The sequence below is a fragment of the Streptomyces cavernae genome, from assembly GCF_004023625.1.
Classification (GTDB): Bacteria; Actinomycetota; Actinomycetes; order Streptomycetales; family Streptomycetaceae; genus Streptomyces; species Streptomyces cavernae.
The window spans coordinates 174,600-199,132 of record NZ_ML137708.1 but is presented as its reverse complement, the minus strand read 5'-3'; the positions used below and the strand labels follow the sequence as shown (position 1 = coordinate 199,132).

At 71.0% G+C, this 24,533-nt stretch carries 19 protein-coding genes and 1 pseudogene; 13 read left to right on the top strand and 7 right to left on the bottom strand.

The genetic code is table 11. The features are described from left to right. The first annotated feature begins 97 nt into the window (after positions 1-97). Positions 98-1,588: an aldehyde dehydrogenase gene (locus EF387_RS00970; RefSeq protein WP_128374520.1), complete on the top strand. Its 1,491-nt coding sequence runs from the start codon at positions 98-100 to the stop codon at positions 1,586-1,588. After that, positions 1,585-2,322 (top strand): gamma-glutamyl-gamma-aminobutyrate hydrolase family protein, encoded by a 738-nt coding sequence (locus tag EF387_RS00965; protein ID WP_128374519.1) that lies wholly within the window; start codon positions 1,585-1,587, stop codon positions 2,320-2,322. The genes EF387_RS00970 and EF387_RS00965 overlap by 4 nt, the downstream gene beginning before the upstream one ends. 93 nt (positions 2,323-2,415) lie before the next feature. On the opposite strand, the gene EF387_RS00960 is transcribed toward EF387_RS00965, so the two are convergent. Next, complete coding sequence (locus tag EF387_RS00960; protein WP_128374518.1) at positions 2,416-2,988, bottom strand: MarR family winged helix-turn-helix transcriptional regulator; 573 nt, start codon at positions 2,986-2,988, stop codon at positions 2,416-2,418. Positions 2,989-3,375: 387 nt separating this feature from the next. Between EF387_RS00960 and EF387_RS00955 the strand changes: the two genes are divergently transcribed. Next, entirely contained in the window at positions 3,376-4,047 is a 672-nt protein-coding gene (locus EF387_RS00955) for a helix-turn-helix transcriptional regulator (RefSeq protein ID WP_128374517.1), read from the top strand. Positions 4,048-4,671: 624 nt separating this feature from the next. On the opposite strand, the gene EF387_RS00950 is transcribed toward EF387_RS00955, so the two are convergent. Beyond that, positions 4,672-5,481, bottom strand: a complete 810-nt coding sequence (locus EF387_RS00950; RefSeq protein WP_128374516.1) for an SAM-dependent methyltransferase — start codon at positions 5,479-5,481, stop codon at positions 4,672-4,674. 376 nt (positions 5,482-5,857) lie between these two features. Here EF387_RS00950 and EF387_RS00945 point away from each other — a divergent pair, with 376 nt between their 5' ends. After that, positions 5,858-6,826, top strand: coding sequence for an aldo/keto reductase (locus tag EF387_RS00945; RefSeq protein ID WP_128374515.1), 969 nt, complete (start codon positions 5,858-5,860; stop codon positions 6,824-6,826). Between the two features lie 220 nt (positions 6,827-7,046). Here EF387_RS00945 and ppk2 read toward each other — a convergent pair whose 3' ends face one another. Then, positions 7,047-7,850 carry a polyphosphate kinase 2 gene (gene ppk2, locus EF387_RS00940; protein WP_128374514.1) on the bottom strand — a complete coding sequence of 268 codons (804 nt, stop codon included), beginning with the start codon at positions 7,848-7,850 and terminating at the stop codon, positions 7,047-7,049. Positions 7,851-8,081: 231 nt separating this feature from the next. Between ppk2 and EF387_RS00935 the strand changes: the two genes are divergently transcribed. The 5 genes from EF387_RS00935 to EF387_RS00915 all read left to right on the top strand — a co-directional run bounded on the left by EF387_RS00935 (position 8,082) and on the right by EF387_RS00915 (position 13,286). Continuing rightward, positions 8,082-8,600 carry a flavodoxin domain-containing protein gene (locus EF387_RS00935; RefSeq protein WP_128374513.1) on the top strand — a complete coding sequence of 173 codons (519 nt, stop codon included), beginning with the start codon at positions 8,082-8,084 and terminating at the stop codon, positions 8,598-8,600. Between the two features lie 359 nt (positions 8,601-8,959). Next, on the top strand, positions 8,960-10,336 hold the full coding sequence (locus EF387_RS00930; RefSeq protein ID WP_128374512.1) for an MBL fold metallo-hydrolase: 1,377 nt from the start codon (positions 8,960-8,962) through the stop codon (positions 10,334-10,336). A gap of 166 nt (positions 10,337-10,502) precedes the next feature. After that, positions 10,503-11,333, top strand: coding sequence for a YhjD/YihY/BrkB family envelope integrity protein (locus tag EF387_RS00925; protein WP_128374511.1), 831 nt, complete (start codon positions 10,503-10,505; stop codon positions 11,331-11,333). A 117-nt stretch (positions 11,334-11,450) separates the two neighbouring features. Beyond that, positions 11,451-12,521 (top strand): zinc-dependent alcohol dehydrogenase family protein, encoded by a 1,071-nt coding sequence (locus EF387_RS00920; RefSeq protein ID WP_128374711.1) that lies wholly within the window; start codon positions 11,451-11,453, stop codon positions 12,519-12,521. A gap of 18 nt (positions 12,522-12,539) precedes the next feature. Next, entirely contained in the window at positions 12,540-13,286 is a 747-nt protein-coding gene (locus EF387_RS00915; protein WP_128374510.1) for a helix-turn-helix domain-containing protein, read from the top strand. A gap of 99 nt (positions 13,287-13,385) precedes the next feature. Here the strand turns inward: EF387_RS00915 and EF387_RS00910 are convergent, their stop codons facing one another. Continuing rightward, entirely contained in the window at positions 13,386-14,030 is a 645-nt protein-coding gene (locus EF387_RS00910; protein ID WP_128374509.1) for a DUF4389 domain-containing protein, read from the bottom strand. A 593-nt stretch (positions 14,031-14,623) separates the two neighbouring features. Between EF387_RS00910 and EF387_RS00905 the strand changes: the two are divergent. Further along, positions 14,624-15,067 (top strand): annotated as a pseudogene (locus EF387_RS00905) (DsbA family protein); the annotation flags it as partial. Positions 15,068-15,116: 49 nt separating this feature from the next. Here EF387_RS00905 and EF387_RS00900 read toward each other — a convergent pair. Next, entirely contained in the window at positions 15,117-16,223 is a 1,107-nt protein-coding gene (locus tag EF387_RS00900; protein ID WP_128374507.1) for an NAD(P)/FAD-dependent oxidoreductase, read from the bottom strand. 344 nt (positions 16,224-16,567) lie between these two features. Here EF387_RS00900 and EF387_RS00895 point away from each other — a divergent pair, with 344 nt between their 5' ends. Next, complete coding sequence (locus tag EF387_RS00895; protein WP_128374710.1) at positions 16,568-18,895, top strand: ATP-binding cassette domain-containing protein; 2,328 nt, start codon at positions 16,568-16,570, stop codon at positions 18,893-18,895. 149 nt (positions 18,896-19,044) lie between these two features. Beyond that, positions 19,045-20,082: an LLM class flavin-dependent oxidoreductase gene (locus tag EF387_RS00890; RefSeq protein ID WP_128374506.1), complete on the top strand. Its 1,038-nt coding sequence runs from the start codon at positions 19,045-19,047 to the stop codon at positions 20,080-20,082. 142 nt (positions 20,083-20,224) lie between these two features. Here EF387_RS00890 and EF387_RS00885 read toward each other — a convergent pair whose 3' ends face one another. Next, entirely contained in the window at positions 20,225-22,156 is a 1,932-nt protein-coding gene (locus EF387_RS00885) for an ABC transporter ATP-binding protein (RefSeq protein ID WP_128374505.1), read from the bottom strand. A 602-nt stretch (positions 22,157-22,758) separates the two neighbouring features. Between EF387_RS00885 and EF387_RS00875 the strand changes: the two genes are divergently transcribed. Further along, positions 22,759-23,613, top strand: a complete 855-nt coding sequence (locus tag EF387_RS00875; RefSeq protein WP_128374503.1) for an RICIN domain-containing protein — start codon at positions 22,759-22,761, stop codon at positions 23,611-23,613. A gap of 290 nt (positions 23,614-23,903) precedes the next feature. Here the strand turns inward: EF387_RS00875 and EF387_RS00870 are convergent, their stop codons facing one another. Next, positions 23,904-24,362, bottom strand: a complete 459-nt coding sequence (locus EF387_RS00870; protein WP_202918104.1) for a MarR family winged helix-turn-helix transcriptional regulator — start codon at positions 24,360-24,362, stop codon at positions 23,904-23,906. Positions 24,363-24,533 lie beyond the last annotated feature (171 nt).

Genomic DNA, 24,533 nt, shown 5'->3' with positions numbered 1-24,533 from the left:
CGTCCACCCCCCGGGTACACGCCGGCGGTGCGGGATCGGTACACCACTATTGTTTGAATCCAAATGAAATTGCCGACCGAGTTGTCAGGAGGCTTGCATGCCGGCCGTCACCCATGACGAGTGGCTTCGTCGCGCCAAGGCGCTGGAGGTGTCGGGAGCGCACCACATCGAAGGCACCGACGAGCCCGGCGGGGGCGAGGGCTTCCCGCTCGTCTCGCCCCGGGACGGCCGGGTTCTCGCCGAGATCGCCGACGGCGGGCCCGCCGAGGTGGGCGCGGCCGTGGCCGCCGCCCGCCGGGCCTTCGACAGCGGACCGTGGCCGCGCCTCGCCCCCGCCGAGCGGGGGCGGGCGCTGCTGCGGATCGCCGAACTGCTCGAGGAGCGACGGGAGTCGCTGGCCCTGGCGGTGAGCCTGGAGATGGGCAAACCGATCACGGACGCCAACGACATCGAACTGCGCGCCGCCATCAACACCTTTTGGTGGTACGGGCAGCTGGCGGACAAGCTCACGGACGAGTCGCCGCACACCGCCCCGGACGCCCTCGCCCTCGTCACCCGCGAACCAGCCGGGGTGGTCGGCGCGGTGGTGCCCTGGAACTTCCCGCTCACACTGGCGAGCTGGAAGGTGGCCCCGGCACTCGCGGCCGGCTGCACGGTCGTCCTCAAGCCCTCGGAGAACTCCCCGTTGTCCGCGCTGCTGCTGGGCCGGCTGGCGACCGAGGCCGGGCTCCCGCCGGGGGTGCTGAACGTCGTCAACGGCGACGGGCCGACGGCCGGGCGGGCCATCGGACTCCACCCCGACGTCGACGTCCTCGCCTTCACCGGATCCACCGCCGTGGGCCGCCATTTCCTGCGCTACTCGGCCGACTCCAACCTCAAGCGCGTCTGGCTGGAACTCGGCGGCAAGTCACCCAACATCGTCCTCCCCGACGCCCCCGACCTGGAGAAGGCCGCCGCCACCGCGGCCTGGGGCATCTTCTTCAACCAGGGCGAGATGTGCACGGCCCCCTCCCGGCTGCTGGTGCACTCCTCGATCGCCGAGCGGGTCACCGAAGCCGTCGTCCGACGGGCCCGGGAACTACGGGTGGGGGACCCCCTCGACCCGGCCACCGAGATGGGCGCCCTGGTCGGCGAAAGTCACCTGGCCCGGGTACTCGACCACATACGGGGCGGCGTGGACGACGGTGCCAGGCTGCGTACGGGCGGCGCACGGACCCGCACCGACAGCGGCGGCAGCTTCCTCGAGCCCACCGTGTTCGACCAGGTGGCCCCCGGGGCCCGGCTGGCCCGCGAGGAGATCTTCGGCCCGGTGCTGTCTGTGCTGACCTTCGACGACCTCGACGAGGCGGTGGCCCTCGCCAACGCCTCCGAGTACGGCCTCGCCGCGGGCCTGTGGACCTCCGATCTGTCCACCGCCCACAAGGTCTCACGGGCACTGAAGGCCGGCACCGTCTGGGTCAACTGCTACGAGGAGGGTGACCTGACCGTTCCCTTCGGCGGGATGAAGCAGTCGGGCAACGGCCGCGACAAGTCCGCGCACGCGCTGGAGAAGTACACCGAACTCAAGACCACCTGGATCCAGCTGTGAACCGTGCCGTGCGCCCCCTGATCGCGATCCCCGCCCGCTTCTCGGCCACCACCTCCGCACTGCGGTACGCCGCGGAGGTCAACGCCCGTGCCCTGGTCGAGGCCGTGTGGCGGGCGGGCGGCGAACCCGTCACCATCCACCCCGCCGATCCCCGGACCACGGATGTGCCTGCCCGGCTCGCCCGCTTCGACGGTGTCCTGCTGCCCGGCGGCGGCGACCTCGCCCCGCACCGCTACGGCGCCACCGACACCCACGAAAGCGTCTACGACGTCGACGACCTCCAGGACGCCTTCGACCTCGCAGCGGCCCGTGCCGCACTCGACGCCGGCATCCCCCTGCTCGCGATCTGCCGGGGTATGCAGGTGGTCAACGTGGCCCTGGGCGGCACCCTGGACCAGGACATGGGCGGCCCGGAGCGCGAACACCGGCACATGGTGCACCCCGTGACACTCGAGACCGGTTCGGCGGTCGCACGGGCCACGGGAGCGGAGAAGACAGACGCCTCCTGCTACCACCACCAGCGGGTGGACCGGCTCGGCACCGGGCTGCGGGTGACCGCCACGGGGGCCGACGGCACCATCGAGGCACTCGAACTTCCCGCGGCCCGCGGCTGGTTCCTGTCCGTGCAGTGGCATCCCGAGGACACCGCGCCCTCGGACCCCGCACAGCAAGGCCTCTTCGACGCACTCGTGCGGGCCTGCCTCCGGGACCTGACCGGACCTGACCGGACCTGACGGGACCGGACCAACGGGGCGGACCGGTGGCCGGGGCCGGGTCCGCCGGCCCGTGGCCGCGGCGGTCAGGTCGCGGCGGTCAGGTCGCGGCGGTCAGGCCTTCGGCCGACGTCCGCTGCGCCGCGGGGCGGGCTCCGCACCGCTCAGCAGCGTGCGGCGGCGCTCCTCACCGTGCTCCTCGACCTGGAGGACCACACTGCGCAGCCCCTCCGCGAGGCCGCGGCACTCGGCGTCGCTGAGCCTGCCGGTGACGAAGGCCTCCTCCTCGTTGAACGCCGGGAACACGCGCTGCATGAGGTCCTCGCCCTTGTCGGTGAGGCTGAGCAGGACGAGCCGGCCGTCGGTGGGGTGATCGGCCCGCCGCACCAGTCCGCGGGACTCGAGCGTGCGGGCGACACCCGTGAGGGTCCCCTTGGAGATGCCGGCCTCCTCGGCCACGTGCCGGGTCTCGGACTCGCCCCACACCCACACGACCCACAGGACGACGAAGGCGGTCCAGGTCAGGTCGGAGCCGCGCAGCACGGAGTTCTCCAGATGCTGTCGCACGGCCGACGCGGCCCGGTAGATGTTGGCCACGGCCGCCATCTGGTCCCGGCGGATCGGGATGCCGCCGAGCTTCGCCGCGGCGAGTTTCTCGGCTTCGGTGATGGATCGCTGGCCGGGCACGGGCGCTCCTTCGTCTCCTCGGTTGCGCCGGACGGCTTGTTACCGGCGATTGCCTTGTTCGGGCTCAAATTGTACGGGTGCGAACGGTGGGGGCGGCGGGGCACGGTTCGGGCGCCGGAGGGGCCGAACCTTCGCCCCGGTCAGGCGCAAGGTTCAGCCCCTACGGCATTCAGCCCCTACGGCATTCAGCCTCTACGACATCCAGTGCCTACCGGCATTCAGCCCATACGGCGTTCAGCCCCTCCGACGAGCGCTTCGCCCGCCCTGGTCCGGCGGCGCCCTCACCGCCACGGCGCTGGCCGCCACTACTCCCGAGCGGCCGTACAGCCGTTCCGCAACGGCTGGTTCTACGCCGAACGGGTACGGCCGGCCGGCTTCCGCGACGGAATGACCGGCGCCCTGCGCCACTACGGCCGGCTCGTCGGCCTGATCCACCTCAGCACCCACAGCGCCGGCGCCTACGACACCGAGACACGGCGGCTGCTCGCCTCCCTCCTGCCCGCGCTGGGCGCACTCGCCGACCCCACGGCACACACCGGATACCTCCACAACCTGCCGCCCGGCGGCGCGGCCGGTCTGGTCGCCGGCGACGGCACGGGGCCCATCGACCTGCCCGGCCGGGACCCGGCCGCCGTGCTCCGGGACCCCGACTTCCTCCGTCTGGCCCGCGCCTTCGCCGACTCGCGCGGCATCCGATTGCGCCTGCTGTGGCCCGTCGGCCGCGACTGGTACCGCGTCGCCCTGCGCCGCCACACCCTCGGTGGGTCCCTGGTCCGGCAGGCCGTGCTCGTCCACGAGACGCCCACCGAGCTGCCGTACGGTCTCAGCCCGCGCGAGCTGGAAGTGCTCACCCGGGCGGCCCTCGGGCAGACCAACCAGGCCATCGCCCAGGCCCTGTTCCTCTCCCCGCGCACCGTGCACAGCCATATCGAGCATCTGCTGCGCAAGACCGGAGCCGCCTCCCGCGCGGAGGCCACCGCGCTCGCGGTGCGGGACGGACTCCTCAGGCCTGCCCCCGACGACCTCGAGCGGTTCGTCGAAAGAGTCCCCGGCGCATGACTCCCCACCGGGCCACCTGGTGTGCCAGGATGCCTCGACGCAGCGGAGGTTCGGCTTCCGTTCCGGTGGCGAGATTACCCGTGAGTTAATCTTGAAAGATCAAACAGCCTCGCTATCATCGCTGCACAGAAGGGGTAACCGCCCGCCGACGAAGGCGGCCGACGGTTGATCCCGCCCGTCTCACCCCAGCCTCAGGCCCGATGGTCCTCCCCACCTCGGGCCCGGGGCTGGCTCTTGTCCACCGGGAACTCACCCGCGCAGTAAGCGGCAGCCGGGCGGTGCCCCAAGAGCTCCGACGGTCGCTTCAGGTCCGGCAGCCAGGGCGGACGACCTGCCGCGCGCCGACGCCCTGGGATACGTTCGCCAGCCGTCGGCGGACCTCGGCGACATCACGTCGCCTGCGGACGAAGCTGGTCAGTGCCGGGGGGCAGATTGCCGCCGGCGGACACCATGCCTCCGGCGGGTGCGGTGCTTCCGGCGGACACTCTGCCCCCGGCGGACACCGCGCCCTCGGCCGCCCCCGCGGTTCCCGTCGCGCTGCGCTCCACGTTGTCACCCGCTCCAGCAGGTCTCGGCGCCGTCGCGTAACGCTAAGGAACCTGATGGTCCTGGGCAAAGGAGTGGCTACGGCTTGCGGGCGACTCCGCCCAGTGCGATCACGTCGCCGGGCGCCCGGTCCGGCTCGGGCCGCCATTCGTTGAGGGGCACGACCCCGGGCTCCAGCAGTTCCAGGCCCTCGAAGAACCCGGCCAGTTCCTCCGGGCTGCGCAGGTAGTAGGGGACCGCTCCGCTCTCGTTGTAGCGGCGGGTCGCCTCGGCGTTGGCCTTGTTGGTGTCGACGCTGTCGTTGAACGCGAAGTAGCTGCCGGACGGCAGTGCGCCCATCAGTGCGGCGACGATGGGCCGCGCTTCGTCGTAGTCGGCGATGTGCCCGCTGACCTGCATCAGGGTGAGCGCCACCGGACGGCTGAGGTCGAGCGTCTTGCCCGCCTCCCGCAGCACGGTATCCGGGTCGTGCAGATCGGAGTCGATGTAGTCCGTCGCGCCCTCCGGAGTGCTGGTCAGCAGGGCCCGTGCGTGTGTCAGCACCAAGGGGTCGTTGTCGACGTAGACGATGCGTGACTCGGGGGCCACCTGCTGGGCGATCTCATGGGTGTTGGCCGCCGTGGGCAGTCCGGTGCCGATGTCGAGGAACTGCCGGATCCCCGCCTCACCGGCCAGATGACGCACGGCACGCCCGAGGAAGGCGCGTGAGTCGCGGGCGAGATCGGTGATGCCGGGAAAGACCTCCCGGAAGGCGTCGCCCGCAGCCTGGTCCACCGGGTAGTTGTCCCTGCCGCCCAGCCAGTAGTTCCATATCCGGGCCGAATGCGGCACCGTGGCGTCGATCTTCGCCGGCGAAACCGTGCCGGGGGCGGACGAGTCATGGGTCACCGAACAGTCTCCTTCGTGCGCGCACGCGTCGGGCTCTGGAATATAACGTAGAGTCACCGCCCTTGCACCGCACGGTAATTGGCCATGGCCGGCCTCGACGCGACCGGAAACCGCCGACGGGCGCGGCACTCGCCGGCCGGGAGGCGAGCGGGCTGTGGCTGTGGCTGTGACGACCCGCGCGGGCACTCACGAACCGAACGCGCCCGGACCGGTGAGCCTAGGGTGCACCGGGGCCGGGCAGGGATCACGTCGTCGAAGGGCCGGACCGCCACCCAGGGGGATCCGAACGACACCCTCTGGTGGCGCGGGAACCGGACAGCGCGCTGACCGGACCCGCCGGTGCCGAGCCCCAACCGCGAGGGAAAGCAGGAGCACCATGCAGTACGTGAAGCTCGGTACGACGGGGCTGGACGTCTCCCGGATCTGCCTGGGCTGTATGAGTTTCGGCCTGCCCGGCCGCGGCCGCCACGAGTGGACGCTCGACGAGGAGGCCTCGCGTCCCCTGATCCGGCAGGCGCTCGACGCGGGCATCAACTTCTTCGACACCGCGAACGTGTACTCGGACGGCACGAGCGAGGAGATCGTCGGGCGCGTCCTCGGGGAGTACGCGAGGCGCGAGGAGGTCGTCATCGCGACCAAGGTGCACGGCGCGATGCACGAGGGACCCAACGGCCGCGGTCTGTCCCGCAAGGCGATCATGACCGAGATCGACAACAGCCTGCGCCGCCTCGGCACCGACTACGTCGACCTCTACCAGATCCACCGCTGGGACGCCGCCACCCCGGTCGAGGAGACCATGGAGGCCCTCCACGACGTCGTCAAGTCCGGCAAGGCCCGCTACATCGGGGCGAGTTCGATGTACGCGTGGCAGTTCTCCAAGGCCCAGTACACGGCCCGGCTGCACGGCTGGACCCGTTTCGTCTCCATGCAGAACCACTACAACCTCCTCTACCGCGAGGAGGAGCGCGAGATGCTGCCGCTCTGCGAGGACATGGGCGTCGGCGCCCTGTCCTGGAGCCCCCTGGCCCGCGGGCGCCTCACCCGGGACTGGGACGCCACCACCGAGCGCAGCAGGACCGACGGGTTCGGCCGCAACCTGTACCCGGAGAACGACCGCGAGATCGTCGACAGGGTCGCCGTCATCGCCACCGAACGGGGAGTGCCGCGCGCCCGCGTCGCGCTCGCCTGGCTGCTGGGCAGGCCCGCCGTGACCGCACCGATCGTCGGCGCCACCAAGCCGCATCACATCGACGACGCGGTGGCCGCGCTCGATGTGCGACTGACCGACAAGGAGATCCAGACGATCGAGGAGCCGTACACCCCGCACGCCGTCAGCGGTCACTGAGGCCGTGATCGGTGCCGGCACTGCGGGTGACGCCCGGGCCGGCGAGGCGGCGGGTCCGGCGAGGGGCCCGGGTCGGCGAGGCGGCGGGGCCGGCCGTCGGTGTCCAGGGCGGCGGGGCCGCCGTCGGCGTCGAGCCGCAGGGGTCTGTGCCTACGCCCTGCGAGAGGTCTCCGGCCCGGTGGCCGCGGTGTCGCTCCGGGGCGTCCTGCGCGTGCGCGGGTCAGAGGCTCGCCGCGTGGTCCGGGACGTACGTCTGCAGATCACGCGGGGTCCGCTCGTAGCCGGTGGACTCGGGGCGGTCAGGCAGTTCGAGCACCGGCGGCGGCACCTCGTGGTACGGGATGGAGTCGAGCAAGTGGGCGATCATGTTCAGCCGCGCCCGGCGCTTGTCGTCGCTCTCCACCACGAACCACGGCGCCTCCACGACGTCCGTGTGCACCATCATCTCGTCCTTCGCCCGCGAGTACGCCTCCCAGCGGGTGATCGAATCGAGGTCCATCGGCGACAGCTTCCAGCGCCGCACCGGGTCCTCCAGCCGGCGCCGGAAGCGCTCCTGCTGTACCTCGTCGCTCACCGAGAACCAGTACTTGCGCAAGAGGATCCCGTCCTCCACCAGCATCCGCTCGAAGATCGGGCACTGGCGCAGGAAGAGCTGGTGCTCCTCCTTGGTGCAGAAACCCATCACGTGCTCGACGCCGGCCCGGTTGTACCAGCTCCGGTCGAACAGCACGATCTCCCCGGCCGCGGGCAGATGCTCCACATACCGCTGGAAGTACCACTGTGAGCGCTGGCGCTCGGTCGGCTTCGGCAACGCGGCGATCCTGGCCACCCGGGGGTTGAGGTGTTCCGTGACCCGCTTGATCGTGCCGCCCTTGCCGGCCGCGTCCCGGCCCTCGAAGACCACGACGAGCCGGGCGCCCTCCGCGCGCACCCACTCCTGAAGCTTGACCAACTCCGTCTGCAGGCGGATCAGTTCCCGCTCGTACACCTTGCGCGGCACCTTGGCCGCTTCCTTGCCGGACATGCCGCCTCCACCGTTCGATGACTCAACGGAGTCACCCATGCCCAAGGCCGAACAATCGAACACCAGGACAGCACCGTACTGAGGGGCGAGGAACCGCGCGACCCGGACACACGAAACCGGCTCCGGCTGGCGCGCCGGAGGATTCGGGTCATGGTGGTTGAAGGGGGTGGTCACAGTCACGGAACACCCAGAGACGGCACACAGAAGCAGAGGGAGAGGAGGCGGACCATCATGACCACCAGCGTGCTGGTCGCTTACGGAACGACGAACGGATCGACCGCGCAGATCGCCGAGGACATCGCCGACGTCCTGCGCAAGGACGGACTCGAGGCGGACGCCCGGGACGCCGCGACCGTGACGCACCCGGAGTCCTACGACGCCGTGGTGGTCGGAGGCGGACTGTATGCCGGGCGCTGGCAGAAGGACGCCCGCCACTTTGTCCGCCGCCACCGCGACGTCCTGGCGGAGCGCCCCGTGTGGTTCTTCAGCAGCGGACCGCTCGACGCCTCGGCCTCCGAGAAGGAGATCCCACCGGTGCACGGTGTGAAGAAGGCGATGGACCGGCTCGACGCCCGGGAGCACGTCACCTTCGGCGGCTGCCTCCAGGAGGGCGCCAAGGGGTTCGTCGCTCGCAAGATCGTCGCATCGGGCAAGGGCGGTGACTACCGGGACTTCACCGCGATCGAGGCATGGGCGGACCACATCGCGACGGAACTGCAGGGGCGAGTCGGAGAGGAGCAGACCCGCTGACGCCCGGCGACCGGTCCGGCCCCGGTCCGATCCGGCCCCGGTCCGGTCCGGACCGGCCGGGCCCGGGGGCCTCGTTGGTCGGGTCCCGCGGGGCCACGTCCCTCGGCTGCGGCGGGGCCGTTCCCCCGGCTGCGGACCGCCGGCGCCGGGTGCCGGGTACCGGGTGCCAGGTACCGGGTGCCGGCTGCCGGGCCGGGGCGCCCGGTGCTGGGTGCGAACACCGAGCCCCGGGGCCGGTGCACCGAGGCCGGAGATACCTTGAATCACTGGAATGACTTCCGTGGGTGCCCCGCCGATCTCGTGGTACTCGCCGGCCGAAAGCCATGCCGGGGGGTGACTCAAGGGAGAGGAGTGCCCACATGTACTTCGTCGACACCATCGATGTGGCGGGCCTCGGCAACCGAAGTTACCTCGTGGGCGGTGAGAGCACGGCCGTCGCGGTCGACCCGCCGCGCGACCTCGACCGGGCGCTCGCCGTGGCGGCCCGGCGGGGTGTGCGGATCTCGCACGTCGTCGAGACGCACATCCACAACGACTACGTCACCGGCGGTCTGGAACTGGCCCGTGTGGCCGGTGCCGCCTACCTCGTCCCGGACGGGGCCCGCGTCTCCTACGAGCGCGTCGCGGTGCACGACGGGGACAGCGCGGTCGTCGACGAGGAGGCGGGGCTGACCCTGCGCGCGATGGCCACCCCTGGCCACACCCCGCACCACACCTCGTACGTGCTGCAGGAACACGACACGGCGGGCGCCGTGTTCACCGGCGGCTCCCTGCTGATCGGCGCGGTCGGCCGCACCGACCTGGTCGAACCACGGCTGACCGAACGGCTCGCCCGGGCCCAGCACGCCTCCGCGCACCGGCTGGCCGCCGAACTCCCGGACGGGACCACGGTGTACCCCACCCACGGCTTCGGCAGCTTCTGCGCCTCCACCCAGGCCGAGGGGTCCGCCACCACGATCGGCCAGGAGAAGGCCGGCAACGCGGCGCTGACCAAGGACGTCGACACGTTCGTCGCCGAACTGCTCGCCGGACTGGACGACATCCCCGCCTACTACGCCCACATGGGCCCCGCGAACGCCGCGGGACCCGCGCCGGTCGACCTGACGCCTCCCGCCGTGGCCGACGCGGAGGAGATAGCCGCCCGGCTGGCCGCGGGGGAGTGGGTGGTGGACCTGAGGAACCGCGTCGCCTTCGCCGAGGGGCATGTCGCGGGGTCGTTCAACTTCGAGGCCGAGGGCAGGCTCGCCGCGTACCTGGCCTGGCTGATCCCCTGGGGCAAGCCCGTCACACTCCTCGCGGAAACGGCCGAGCAGCTGGCGGCCGCGCAGCGGGAACTCGCCCGCGTCGGCATCGACCGCCCCGCCGCGGCGGCCACCGGCGAGCCCGCGGCCTGGGTCCGGGCGGGCGAGAGCCTGGCCGCGTTCCCGCGCGCCGACTTCAGCGACCTCGCCGACCGCACCGAACACCACGCGACCGAGGGGATCGTCGTCCTCGACGTCCGGCGCGACTCCGAACGGGCCGGCGGGTTCGTCGGGGGCTCGGTGCACCTTCCCATCCACTCCCTGTACCGGCGGCTCGAGGAGGTCCCGGAGGGCCAGGTGTGGGTGCACTGCGCGTCCGGCATGCGCGCCGCCATCGGCGCGTCCCTGCTGGCTGCGGCGGGCCGCGACGTCGTCATGGTGGACGACTCCTTCGACGTCGCCGAGAAGCTCGGCCTGATCGTCCGGGCCGCCTGACCGTCCCGGACCTGACACGGGTGACCCGGCGCCCCGACGCGTTTTGTGCCGCACGGGCCCGGGAACCGCTCAACGTCGCACGAGTCGAGGAGCGCCGGAAAGCCACCGTCCTCCGGCGCGCGAGAGGCAGGCCCGTGCTCCGGGCGCTCCGGGAAGCGAGGCACGCGTGAACAACGCCTCCGGCGCTCCGCGGGACCGGTGGCACCACCACCGGCGCCTGCGGTCCCGCTGGCACGACTCGGCCGCCGGACGGCTCTGGCAGCACGGCAACGAACTGGAACTGCTGCACCGGGCCATGGGCTTCTCCGCGCTGGGCCTGGTCACCCTGGTTCCGCTGCTGATCGTCGTCGCGGCGGCGCTCCCCTTCCAGGAGCGGGGCTTCGCCCTGTGGGTGATCGACGGGATGAGTCTGTCCGGACAGCCGGCCGAGGCGGTGCGGGACCTGTTCAGCGCGCCGCGCAAGGTACTGAGCGCGACCAGCGCCTTCAGTGTGGTTCTCCTGGCGCTGTTCGGGGTCACGTTCGCGGCCAGCGTGCAGAACGGCTACGAGCGGATCTGGGAGGTGCCCGCGGGCCCGTGGCACGCGGTGTGGCGCCGGGTGGTGTGGCTCGCCGCACTGACGGTCTACCTGCTCGCCGAGACGCAGAGCGGAGCGGTACTGCGGGACGGGCTGCCGCGGTCGGCCGTCCGGGTCACGCTGACCGTGCTGTTCGGCCTGCTGTTCTTCTGGTGGGGACAGCACTTCCTGCTGGGTGAGCGGGTGCGGTGGAGCGCCCTGTTCCCGGGGGCGGTGGCGACGACGGTGGGACTGGTCGGCCTGCGCTGGTTCTCGGACCAGGTGTTCTCACCGCTGATCGTGAGCAACGCGGTCACCTATGGAGCCGTCGGCACCGTGCTGGTCGTGCAGTCCTGGCTCATCGGCGTCGGCTTCCTGGTGTTCGGCGGTCCCTTGCTGGGTCGCCATGTGCACGACGCCTGGCAGCGGCGGGGGACCTGAGCGCTCCGTGCGGCGTGGTCTGCGGACCGGTGGGGGACCGCCCGGACCATGCGGTGTTCGGCATACCGGGACAAGCTGGATGCACGGTTACAAATCACAGAAACGATGAGGATCGTCATGAAGGGCTTCGTCTTCCACGGCCCGGGACAGTCGTCCTGGGAGGAGGTCCCGGACCCCGCCATCAAGGACGCCGCCGACGCGATCGTACGGGTCGACGCCGTCACGATCTGCGGGACGGACCTGCACATCCTCAAGGGCGATGTGCCCGAGGTGCGTCCCGGCACCGTGCTGGGGCACGAAGCGGTCGGTGAGATCGTCGAGGTCGGCCGCGAGGTGCACGCCGTGCGGCCGGGGGACCGGGTCCTGGTCTCCTGCATCACCGCCTGCGGCCTGTGCCGCTACTGCTGGGAGCGCTCGTACGGCCAGTGCCGGGGCGGCGGGGGCTGGATCCTCGGCCATCTGATCGACGGCACGCAGGCCGAGTACGTCCGGGTGCCGCACGCCGACCTGTCGGTGCACCCGCTGTCGGGCGCCCTGGACAGCCGGGACGCCGTGCTGCTGGCGGACATCTTCCCCACCGGTTATGAGGTCGGCGTGCTCAACGGCCGGGTCCAGCCCGGGGACACCGTCGCCGTCGTCGGGGCCGGTCCCATCGGGCTCGCGACCATCGCCACGGCCCAGATGTACGCGCCCGAACGCGTCATCGCCGTGGACGTCGCGGCCGCCCGGCTCGACGCCGCCAAACGCCTCGGCGCCGATGTCGTGGCCGACGCCCGTGAGGAGCCCGAACAACTGGTCGCGGACCTCACCGGCGGGCTCGGCGCGGATGTGGTGATCGAGGCGGTCGGGGCGCCGGCGACCTTCGAGATGTGCACCCGCATGGTCCGGCCCGGCGGGCACGTGGCCAACGTCGGTGTGCACGGCAGGCCCGCGACGCTGCACCTCGAGGATCTGTGGATCAAGAACGTCACCATCACCACCGGGCTTGTGGACACCTACTCCACCCCCACGCTGATGCGGATGGCCGCGGCGGGCCGACTGCCGACCTCGGCGCTGATCACCCATGTCTTCCCGCTGGAGAGGATGGAGGAGGCGTACGACGTGTTCGCCGGGGCCGCCGAGACGGGGGCTCTCAAGGTGGTGCTCGGCGGGCCGCAGCACGACGTCGTGGCCGTCCGCGAGGCCTGACGAGAGGGAGTGAGAGGCATGGCCGAACGGACACCGCCGAACGGACCCGACGCCGTCGAAGCGGCGGCCGGAGTCGAAGCGACGGCCGGGGAGGAGACACGGCCGCTGGGCGACCTCGGACGCCGTCTCGCCCTGCGCCGCACCGAGCTTGGGCTGACCCGGCGAGAGGTGGCCGGCCGGGCGCGGATCGCCCCCGACTACCTCCGCTACCTGGAGGAACACCCCACGGCCGCACCCGGCACCGCCGTCCTGCTCAGACTCGCGGAGGTCCTCGACACCACCATTTCGGGCCTCACCGGCGGCACCGCCGACGTGCCGCCGGGACCGGGGCGGGCGGCGGCCCACCCCGAGTTCACCGAGCTGAGCGAGCGCGAGTGCCGGGAACTGCTCTCCACGCACGGTGTGGGAAGACTGGCGGTCTCCACGTTCGCGGGGCCGGTGGTCGTTCCCGTCAACTACAGCGTCGTCGACCGTGCGATCGTCTTCCGCACCGGACCCGGCACGACACCGTGGCAGGCGCTCGGCTCCCGGGTCGCCTTCGAGGTCGACCGCATCGACGACGCCTTCAGCCAGGGCTGGAGCGTCCTGGTGCGTGGGCGCGCCCGGGGTGTGACGGACCCCGACGCCGTGCGCAGGCTCCAGCAGCGGGCGTACAGCACACCCTGGACGGGCGGGCACCGGGATCGGTGGGTGCGCATCGACCCGATCGCCATCACCGGCCGCCGGATCACGGTGCAGGCCTCCGGCAGCGCCACCGGCCGATGAGCGGGGCCGCGCACGGTGGTGCGCGGCCCCGTACAGCGGTGCGCAGCCCCGCACTGCGGTGCGCGGCCCCGTACAGCGGTGCGCAGCCCCGCACTGCGGTCAGGGCCGAGGCATCGGCTCCCGACCGCCCTGGTCGAGCCGGAACGGGGGGTAATCGTCGGTGAGCAGGCCCGCGTAGGCGATCACCCGCAGCACCCACCGGTTCAGGCCCAGCAACAGGTCGAAGATGCCGGGCGGATAGACGCCGGTGAAGAGCAGCGCGATTCCCGCGAACAGTCCCAGCATCCCGATCAGGCCCCACGACACCTGGTAGCCGCCCAGGAAGATGCCCAGGACCAGGAAGTGAGGGATGGCCAGCAGCCACCACTTCACCAGGACGAGACCGCGCGAGAGTTGTGCCGGGTAGGCCACGTCCAAGTGCGCCGGGTAGTCGGGGACGTCGGCGAGCGTGAAGGGCGGGTAGCGGTCGGTGCCCAGGGCGTACGCGTAGTACGCGACCCGCCAGTTCCAGCGCAGCACGCCGACGTTGAAGTCGAAGAGGGCGCGCGGGTAACGGCCCGTGAAGAGGATCGCGAAGAACGCCACGATCGTCACGCACAGGAAACCCAGCCACAGGAAAGCCAGGATGATGTGGTGGGGGATGGCGAGCAGCCATTTCACCAGCCACAGCCAGCGGGAGAGCCCCGCATCGAGGCCGGCGGTCAACCGGGCCGGGTGAATCGCGCGCGCTGCTTCGGTACTCATGCAGGTCGACCCCTTCGGAATCGAGTGCTGGCCGCGAGCGGTGGTGCTCGCGGTCGTCTCCGCCCCCGGCGTAGTGGTCGTCCCCGCCCCCGACGTAGTGGCGGTCTCGATGACGTCTCGCGTTCAGCGGGCCGCGGGACGGTCGCCCCGGTACCCACAAAGATGTTAAGTCCGGGCATTCCGGACGTCCTCAGGGCGCTGGTGCCCTGCGCGGTGGTTTGCCGCGCAGACGCCCCGCCGCACGGCACTCGGAGCGTTCCGCCGAACGGGTGAGGAACGGTCCGAACGGCACGGCAGGCCCGGGGCTGAGTGGGGATCAGCTCATCGCCCGTTCCGATCAGCCCATCGCCCGTTCCCGCGCCCTCGACCGGGTCCTCAGGGCCGGCCCGCCGGAACCCCGCGAGGACACGGAGGCGACCGGCCTACGATGGACCGCCTGACGGTCGAACCGGGCAGGACGGGAGATCCCCGAGATGAGCGCGTCGCCCCTGGCACCAGGTGCAGGGTTCTCCGGGCAGTCCCAGTGCCTGACACCGCGGACGGCGGTGCCGGACCCGGGCGACACCCGGGCGCGGCACCGCCGTTCGCGCATCCCGTACTGCGGGCGGGCCGAGCCGGTGATGCGGGAACTGCTGGCGGACTACGGCGACGTGCGCTACGTCTGGCGCCATCTGCCGCTGGGCGACGTCCACCCCCACGCGCAGCTCGCCGCCGAGGCCGCCGAGGCCGCGGGGGAGCAGGGGGCGTACTGGGAGATGCACGACCTGTTGCTCGAACACCAGGGTGCCCTTCAGGTCACCGATCTGCTGCGCTACGCGGAAGAGGCCGGACTCGACGTCGAAGGGTTCCACAAGGCCCTGCGGACCCGCTCCGGCGCGGCGAAGGTGGCCGAGGACGTCGATTCCGCCGACCTCAGCGGGGTGTCAGGTACGCCGACCTTCTTCGTCAACGGACGGCGCCACCAAGGGGCGTATGACATCGCGAGCCTGACCGCCGCGGTCCGAGCCGCCCGGGAGCGGGCCGTGTTCGTGGTCTAGGCATCAGTGCTTCGGACAGCCGAGCCCAGCTGCCGCTCAGCTGACGTGATCAGTGCTTCGGATAGCCGAGCTGTCGCTTCATGTACGGGGTGAAAAGCGTCTTGGCCTTCACCGCGGCGGTGGCCCGTCCGCCGAGCACCACGGGCGGGCCGCCGGGGGTGGGGATCACGGTCACCCCGGAGTCCGGACCGAACGGCACCGCCAGCGGGTTTCGGTGCAACGGCCGGTACACGCGGGGGTCCCTGCGGTGGCGGCCGTGGCGCTGCAGGTGCGTACGGATGTTGTGGGCGGCCGTGTCCGCCTGGGACATGGCGGCGGGCGAGATCTTGGGCTCGCTGACGTCGTTGACGTCCCCGATCGCGTACACGTCCGACTGGCCCCGCACCCGCAGCATCCGGTCGACCCTCACATGACCGGCCGCGTTCAGCCAGTCGCCGTGGCCGGCCAGGCGCAGCCACAGCGTGTTCGGTGTGGTGCCCGTGGCCCAGAACGACAGGTCCGCCTCGATGACCGTGCCGTGGGCGTCGCGGTAGGTGCCGAAGTCGCTGCCGGGCGACATGAACGAGTCGAGCCGTACGTCGACTCCGCGCGCCTCAAGCCAGGACCGGGCCAGCCGGCCCGCGCGTGCGCTGCCGGTCGAGTGGAGCAGTGACTTGCCCGAATGTGCCAGCGTGACCCGGGCGTCCGGACGGGCCAGCCGGATCTCGGCACTGAGCTCGACACCGGACGGACCGCCGCCGACCACGAGGATGTGGTCCGAGGCGGCGATGCCCTCCTGGTGCTGCCGGAAGGACTTGGTGGCCTCATCCGGAGTCGTGCCGGAGAAACGCGCCGGCTCGGGGTAGTCGGCGCCGGTGGCGAGCACCACGACGTCGTACGGGATCCGCTCGCCCGTGGCCAGGACGACCTGACGGTCGCGGGTGTCGATCAGGACGACCTTGCCCACGACCCGGCGTCCGTTGCGCAGCAGACGGTCGTAGGGGATGAGGGGCGCGGTGGTCCACTCTCCGTTGACGCTCGCGCGCAGGGAGGCGATGCGGTGGAAGAAGACCTCTTTGCGGTCCACCAGGGTGACCCGTGCGAGGTCGTCGAGTTTCCTGGCCAGACGGGCGCCGGCGTAGCCGCCGCCGATCACCACAACGTCGCCGTCGGACACGCCGGTTCTCCCGAGGTGGGGGGCTGGGAAGAAGGGATCACGCCGGATGGGGCCGGCTCCGTGATACCCAGGAGCGTAACGCTTGAGATTTAAAGTTACGGTCAGGCGTTGTGCGCATTCTGTGAAACAGCGGATTCGCGTCAACGAGGGAGAGGCGTGACCGCGGCCGAAGAAGCCGCGAGAGGACGCCGTATCCGGCCGACTGCGTTTGAGACTTCACACCCTGACTCGGTGGCGCTTCGTACATGAATCACTGGGCTTCACGGCATGGCTGAACGGCGAGAGCCGCAGAAGTCTCAATACAAGGTTCAAAGATACGATTGAGGCCCATGAGCCAGGACAGGATGAGCACTGTCTCAAGGACGGACGCGCAGTCACCTGCGCGGCACATTGCCGACAGCCACGATCTGATCCGCGTGCAGGGTGCGCGTGTCAACAACCTCAAGGACGTCACTGTCGAGATCCCCAAACGCCGGCTGACGGTGTTCACCGGCGTCTCGGGCTCGGGCAAGAGCTCGCTGGTGTTCGACACGATCGCCGCGGAGTCGCAGCGGCTGATCAACGAGACCTACAGCGCCTTCGTGCAGGGCTTCATGCCCACGCCGTCGCGACCGGAGGTCGACCTGCTGGAGGGCCTGACCACGGCGATCATCGTCGACCAGGAACGGATGGGCGCCAACTCCCGCTCCACGGTCGGCACCGCCACCGACGCCAACGCGATGCTGCGGATCGTCTTCAGCCGGCTCGGTGAGCCGAGTGCCGGGCCGTCGTTCCACTACAGCTTCAACCTGCCCGCCGGGGCTTGCCCCCGCTGCGAGGGCATGGGCACCGTGACCGACATCGACCCGACCCAGCTCTACGACGAGAGCAAGTCGCTCGCCGAAGGCGCGATCACCGTCCCCGGCTACACCGTGGACGGCTGGATGGTGCGGACCTTCACCGCGTCGGGCTTACTCGACCCGGACAAGCGGATCCGCGACTACACCGAGACCGAGTTGCACGACTTCCTCCACCGTGAGCCGGTCAAGGTGAAGGTCGAGGGCATCAACATGACCTACGAGGGGTTGCTGCCCCGGGTCCAGAAGTCGTTCCTGTCCAAGGACAAGGACGCGCTCCAGCCGCACATCCGGGCGTTCGTGGAGCGGGCGGTCACCTTCACCGCCTGCCCCGAGTGCGACGGCAGCCGGCTCAACGAGGCGGCCCGCGCCTCGCGGATCAGGGGCACCAGCATCGCCGACGCGTGCGCGATGCAGATCAGCGACCTGGCCGAATGGGTTCGAAGCATCGACGAGCCGTCGGTGGCGCCACTGCTCGCGACGCTGCGGCAGACCCTGGACTCGTTCGTGGAGATCGGCCTCGGCTATCTCTCGCTCGACCGGCCGGCGGGCACGCTGTCGGGCGGCGAGGCGCAGCGCGTGAAGATGGTCCGACACCTCGGCTCATCGCTCACCGACACGACGTACGTCTTCGACGAACCCACCATCGGTCTGCACCCGCATGACATCCAGCGGATGAACGGGCTGCTGCTACGGCTGCGCGACAAGGGCAACACGGTGCTCGTGGTGGAGCACAAGCCGGAGACGATCGCGATCGCCGACCACGTCGTCGACCTCGGACCGGGCGCAGGGACGGCGGGCGGCACGGTCTGCTTCGAGGGCTCCGTCGAGGGGCTGCGGGTCAGTGACACCGTCACCGGCCGCCATTTCGACGACCGGGCCGCCCTCAAGGAGACGGTGCGGACCCCCACGGGCCGGCTTCCGATCCGCGGTGCGACCGCCCACAACCTGCGCGATGTCGACGTCGACATCCCGCTCGGCGTGCTCTGCGTGGTCACCGGCGTCGCCGGCTCCGGCAAGAGCTCGCTCGTGCACGGCTCGCTGGTGGGCGGTCCGAGGCCCGTCGGCGAGGGCGTGGTGTCGGTGGACCAGAGCGCGATCCGCGGCTCGCGGCGCAGCAACCCGGCGACGTACACAGGACTGCTCGATCCGATCCGCAAGGCGTTCGCCAAGGCCAACGGTGTGAAACCGGCGCTGTTCAGCGCCAACTCCGAGGGTGCCTGCCCCAACTGCAAAGGCGTCGGCGTCATCTACACCGACCTGGCGATGATGGCCGGGGTAGCCACCACCTGCGAGGAGTGCGACGGGAAGCGGTTCGACGCCTCGGTCCTCGAACACCACCTCGGCGGCCGCGACATCAGTGAGGTGCTCGCGATGTCGGTGGCCGAGGCCGAGGAGTTCTTCCGCTCCGGCGAGGCGCGCACGCCCGCGGCGCACAAGATCCTCGAGCGGATGGACCACGTGGGACTGAGCTATCTCAGCCTCGGACAGCCGCTGACCACGCTGTCCGGCGGCGAGCGGCAGCGGCTCAAGCTGGCCACGCACATGGCCGACAAGGGCGGTGTCTACGTCCTCGACGAGCCGACCGCCGGACTGCACCTCGCCGACGTCGAGCAGTTGCTCGGTCTGCTCGACCGGCTCGTCGACTCCGGCAAGTCGGTCATCGTCGTCGAGCACCACCAGGCGGTCATGGCGCACGCCGACTGGATCATCGACCTCGGCCCCGGCGCCGGCCACGACGGCGGCCGGATCGTCTTCGAGGGCACACCGGCCGACCTCGTCGCCGCGCGCTCCACCCTGACCGGCGAACACCTCGCGGCCTACGTCGCAACCTGACCGGGCCACGCGGACAGCGTGCGCCCTCGCGGACAGTGTGAGCACGGGTGGGTCCGACGGTCCGGTCGGACCCACCGTCCGCACACCTGTCAGAATCGGCGCAGCACCGGCGCTCGGCAGCCGCGTCGGCCGACGATGGGGGGTGTCCTGTGCCACAGACCTCGGAGCCGTTGCGGAAACTGGGCTTCCTGACCATCGGGCTGTTCGACGAGGCCGATCCCCGCCGGGGCCACGAGTCGACCCTCGACATCATCGAACTGGGCGAGCGGCTGGGTTTCGACAGCGCGTGGGTGCGGCACCGGCATCTGCAGTACGGCATCTCGTCACCCGTCGCCGTCCTGGCGGCTGCCTCACAGCGCACCCGTCGCATCGAGCTGGGCACCGCGGTCATCCCCCTCGGCTGGGAGAACCCGTTGCGGCTCGCCGAGGACCTGGCGACGGTCGACATCCTCTCCGGGGGCCGTCTCAACCCGGGCATCAGCGTCGGTCCACCCATGCACTACGACCGGGTCAAGGGCGCGCTCCACCCCGACACCGCCGACTTCGAGGACTTCGGCTACGCCCGGGCACGTCGGCTGCTGGACTTCGTGCGCGGTGAACCGGCCACGGACTTCAGCGGAGTCGAGGGCTTCGAAGTGTTCGTGGACCGCGTCCAGCCGCACTCCGCCGGTCTGGGGCGGCGCATGTGGTACGGCGGCGGCAGCCTGCGATCGGCCCGGTGGGCCGGCGAGCACGGGATGAACCTGCTGACCAGCAGCGTCGTGAAGGCCGAGGAAGCCGGAGAGGCCGGGGGTTCCCAGGACTTCGCCGAGATACAGCTGTCGCACATCCGCGCCTTCCGCGCCAACCACCCGGACGGCGACCGCGCCCGTGTCTCCCAGGGACTCGTCGTCATCCCCACCGACAGCGCCTCGCCGGAACAACGCGCCAAGTACGAGGCCTACGCGCAGAAGCGCACGCCACGCACGGCCACCCCGCAGGGACCGGCCCGGTTGCTGTTCGCCCCCGATCTCGTCGGAACCTCCGACGAGATCGCCGAACGCCTCTACGCACACGCGGCGTTCCGCGAGGCCGACGAGGTCGCCTTCGCGCTCCCCTTCACCTTCGAGCACGAGGACTACGTGCAGATCCTCACCGACATCGCGACCAAGCTGGGCCCCGCGCTGGGCTGGAGGGCGTCCGGCTGAAGGGAGCCGCCGGGGTAAGCGGTCGCGGCAGCAGCGTCGCGCGCAGCACTCGGCCGAGATTGGCCGTGCCGTTCTGTTACTCCAAGGCCTTCTGGGGCCGCGGACGGGTGCCGCACCCCCTGAGGGTGCGGCACCCCGCCGGTCAGCGGTCCTTGGACAGTGCCAGGAGTTCCGCGAACAAGCCCCCCGCGTCGGCCAGTTCGTCGTAGTGTCCGAGCTCGACGATCCGGCCGTGTTTCAGGACGACGATCTCGTCGGCGAGGCGGGTGTTCTCCAACTGGTGGGTGATCACCACGGTAATCCGGTCGGCGGCGATAGCCTTGATCCGTTCCAGGATCGCGTGTTCACCCCGGGCGTCCATCTGCGAGGTCGGCTCGTCGAGGATGAGCAGGGCGGGACGCCGGTAGAAGGCGCGGGAGCAGGCCAGGCGCTGCCACTGGCCCCCGGACAGCTCGGTCCCGCCGAACAGTTCGCGGGCCAGCAACGTGTCCAGTCCGCGCGGCAGTTCCTCGACCGCCTCACGCATGCCGACCGCCTCCAGCGCCTCCCACACCGCGACGTCGTCGTACGTGCGCGGCTGCCCCAGGGTGACGTTCTCCCTGGTGCGCAACGGCCACTGCGCGAACGTCTGCGGCACCAGGCCCGTGTGCTCCCAGACGCTCTCGGGTGCGACGCCGGCGAGATCGAGTCCGTCCCAGGTCACCGTGCCCCGTCCGGCCGGGTAGATACGGGTGATCAGCCGGGTCAGCGTGGACTTGCCCGAACCGTTCTCACCCACCACCGCGTAGATCTTTCCGCGCCGCAGGGTGAGACTGACACCGTCGACCGCCGGTGTCGCCTTGCCGGGGTACTGGTAGCCGACGTCGTCCAACCGGATCTCCCGCACCGGCCCGGGCACCCTCAACTCCCGCTCGCTGTGGGCTCGTTCGGCCGCCAGGTCGAGGAACGACCGCATGTCGGCGAGGTACAGCGACGTGTGGAACATCGCCGCCCCGTGGATGACGACCTGGTTGAGCGCGGCCAGGGTGGTCTGCACGGCGACGACGGCGGTCGCGGCGATCGACATGGGAACCCTGCCCGTGGTCGCGAGCCAGGCCAGCACCGCCCAGGTGGCCAGCAGGAAGGCTCCGCCGATCGCCGAGGTGACGAGCACGATCCGCAGCATCCGCGGTGCCGCCGTCAGCGTGCGGCGGTCGATGCGCTCGGACACCGACCGGTACCAGAACAGCAGATAGCCGGTCATGCCGTTGGCGCGGACCTCGTCGCCGTACTTCGACGTGGTCGACCACCAGCGCATCATGTGCCGGATGTTGCGGTCGCCGACATTGGCGTAGTGGGTCTCGTAGTCGACCTTCGCCGACAGCATCGCCCCCACCCCCGCGGGCACCACGGCCAACAGCAGCAGCGGCAGCATCAGCGGGTGCAGCACCGTCAGCACTCCGCTCGCCGTCACCATGCGTACCAGGGCTGAGGTGAACCGGGTGGCGTCCTGCACCATGAAGTGACTGCGTACCACCCCCATCTCGGCGGCCTCCTGCCGGTCGGCGAAGCCGTCCTCGGCGTAGGCGGTCGCCTCCACCCGGCACACCGCGGCGACCAGCGCGGTGTCGGCCGCGGTCGTCAGCGGGGGAGTGATCCGGCCGTTCGCGTACGAGGCGAACGCGGTCGCGGTCCGGCCGACCGCCACGGCCACGGTGATGACCAGCAGGGCGGGAAGCGCCGCCCGCAGCCGCTCCGCGACCCGGCCGTCCGCCAGCAGATGCCCCATGGCGTCCGCCGTTGCGGACAGCACCACCGCCGCGGCCGCGCCGGTGAGCACCTGGCAGGCCAGCAGCAGGACGACGGCCCGCGGGTCGATGGACCACGCCATCCTGGCGATCCGCCCGAGTACACCCGGGATCCGGGCGCACATGGCGCCGAACGTGGCCTCACCCAGCGGGTTCTTGGCGTGCAGCCCAGAGAAGCCGAACTCGGCGGGAGGGGGCGGCGGCGGGGCTGAGTGCCGTGGCGCGGCCGACTCGAGCGACTGACTGTCCGACGGTGCCGCCTGCGCCGGTACGGTGTCACGTTTCATGCGCCCCACCTCGGTGCCCCGTGTGATGAATCCGGCCCCTGAGCGACGGGGGCGTCAAGGGGACGCACGGCAGACACAGAGATGTGTGCGGGCTTGTCGAACGCAAGATGAAGAGTGGTGGGGACGGGGACGGGGGTCATGGTCTCCTCCTCAGGGGGCGGTGATGAACGCGGTGTCTCAAGAACGCGCCTGATGGGAGAGGCGTCACGGGATGGAACGGGCGAATTCTCGGACGAAAGTTCGACCCTCATGCTGGATCCCTAGGGGCCGTTGACGCACCGGCGCGTGACATGGCGTTCGATTCGCTCGGGAGTGGTTGGCCACCGGATCGGGGGATTGCGTACGCCCGACAGCGACCCCCCGGGCGCGCCGGGTGATGATCATGGGTGCGGGGTGCGGGGTGCGGGGTGCGGGGTGCCGGGTGCGGGGTGCGGGGTGCCGGGTGCCGAGGGCCGAGGCCCGAGGGCTCGTGCGCCGGGTGTCGGCGGGGAGGAGCCGGCAGAGGCCGTGGCCCCGGCCGAAGAATTCCGGCCACGACGGCAACCCTCCTTCGACCGGTGGCGACAGACGGGCACCCAGATCTTTCGAACGAGAGTGACGACGTGAGCGGCAGAGCAGCGCTGCGCAGGTCACGGCGCAGAAGACCGAACCGGCGCCGGGGAGTTCTGATCGGCACGCCGGTGACGGCCCTCATCGGTGGCGGGATCGCCGGCGGTGTGCTGATGACGGCCTCCGCCTCGGGGCCGGACGCGGGAACGTACCGGCTGGTGAACGCCGCCGACAGCACCTGCCTGACGGCCGCGGGGAGCGGTGCGGCGAGCGGCGCCCAGCTGGCGGCGGCGGCCTGCGGGGACCCCTCCGCCGGGCAGATGTGGCAACTGGCCGACACCGACGGCGGGTTCACGGTGAATTCCGCGGCCGACGGGCTGTGCGCCGGCGTGAAGGGCGCGTCTGTCTCGGCGGGCAAGGCGGTGCAGCAGCAGACCTGTGACGGCGGTGCGTCGCAGGTGTGGAGGCTCAGCGCCGTGGCGAACGCTTACGACCTGATCAACGCCAAGAGTGGCAAGTGCCTGAACCTCAAGGGCGCCTTGGCGCAGCAGAACTCCTGCGACAGGGCGAGCAGCAAGAGCTGGACGCTGACCGCTGAGCACGACGCGGTGCCCGCACCGGCCGCATCCCCGTCGGTGTCGGCGTCGGCGTCGAGGACGGCCGGTGCGTCCCCGTCCGCCTCGGTGTCCGGGTCCCCGTCCGCCTCCACCTCCGCCTCGGCCCGGGCCAAGGCGTCCGCTACGGCGAGCGCGTCCGCCTCCACCGGGTCCGGCGCGTCCTCGTCCACCGACTCCGGCTCAACGGGAACCGCGTTCGGCGCCTGGCCCACCGCCACCGGTGAGAAGGCGGTGAGCACCACCATCGAGGTCTCCCGTCGTCCGCCGCACGCGCACCGCCGCGGGACATGACGGTCTGCGAGCGGTTCAGGGGAAACAGCACCGGCGCCGAGCCGACCGCTCTGGGCAGCGGCCCGGACGGTACGCACTGCCGTTACAGCGAGTTGGACGTCACCTACCGGTGATCCCGGCGCACGTCGGCCCTCACCGCTCCGGTGATGGCCGACGCATGTCCGATGGCCGATGCATGTGCGACGGCGGGCGCATGGGCAGTGCCGACGCATGTCCGATGGCCGACGGTGACCGTCGCGCTCCATGACCGCGGAGGCTTTCATGTCTCAGCCCGCGCCGGCGTTCGCGTCTCAGCCCGCGGTGACGTTGGCGGTGAGCTCGCGGAGCAGGCGTTTGGCCAGCGCGTCCTCCTCCGGGGTCAGGCCCATGGCGTCACCGATCGCCAGTGGCACGGCCTCGGCCTGGTCCCGCAGCCGGGCCCCGGCGTCCGTGAGACGTATGGCGACGGACCGCTCGTCCTCCGCGCGCCGTTCCCGGCGGAGCAGACCACCCGCCTCCAGGCGCTTCAGGAGCGGGGAGAGCGTGCTGGACTCCAGTTGGAGCGCGGCTCCGAGGTCGCGCACGGAGATCGAGTCCTGCTCCCACAGCACCAGCATGACCAGGTACTGCGGATAGGTGAGCCCCAGGGCCTCCAGCAGGGGCCGGTAGCGTGCCGTGACCGCTCGGGAGGCCGCGTACAGGGCGAAGCAGAGCTGGTCGTCCAGGAGCAGGGACCCCTCCCGGGTCGGTTCGGCCTCGGCTGTGTTCACGGTGTCGCTCCCTCGGTACTGCGCCCGGGCACGGGACTGTCGTCTTGTCGATATGGATCAGGACCCTCCACTGTATCGCCGACCAACATATCGAGGCCTAACGAATCGCTTACAAATAAATCGAGCACGAATAAGTTGTGCACGACTCAATCGGGCGCTACTGTCGTTCGC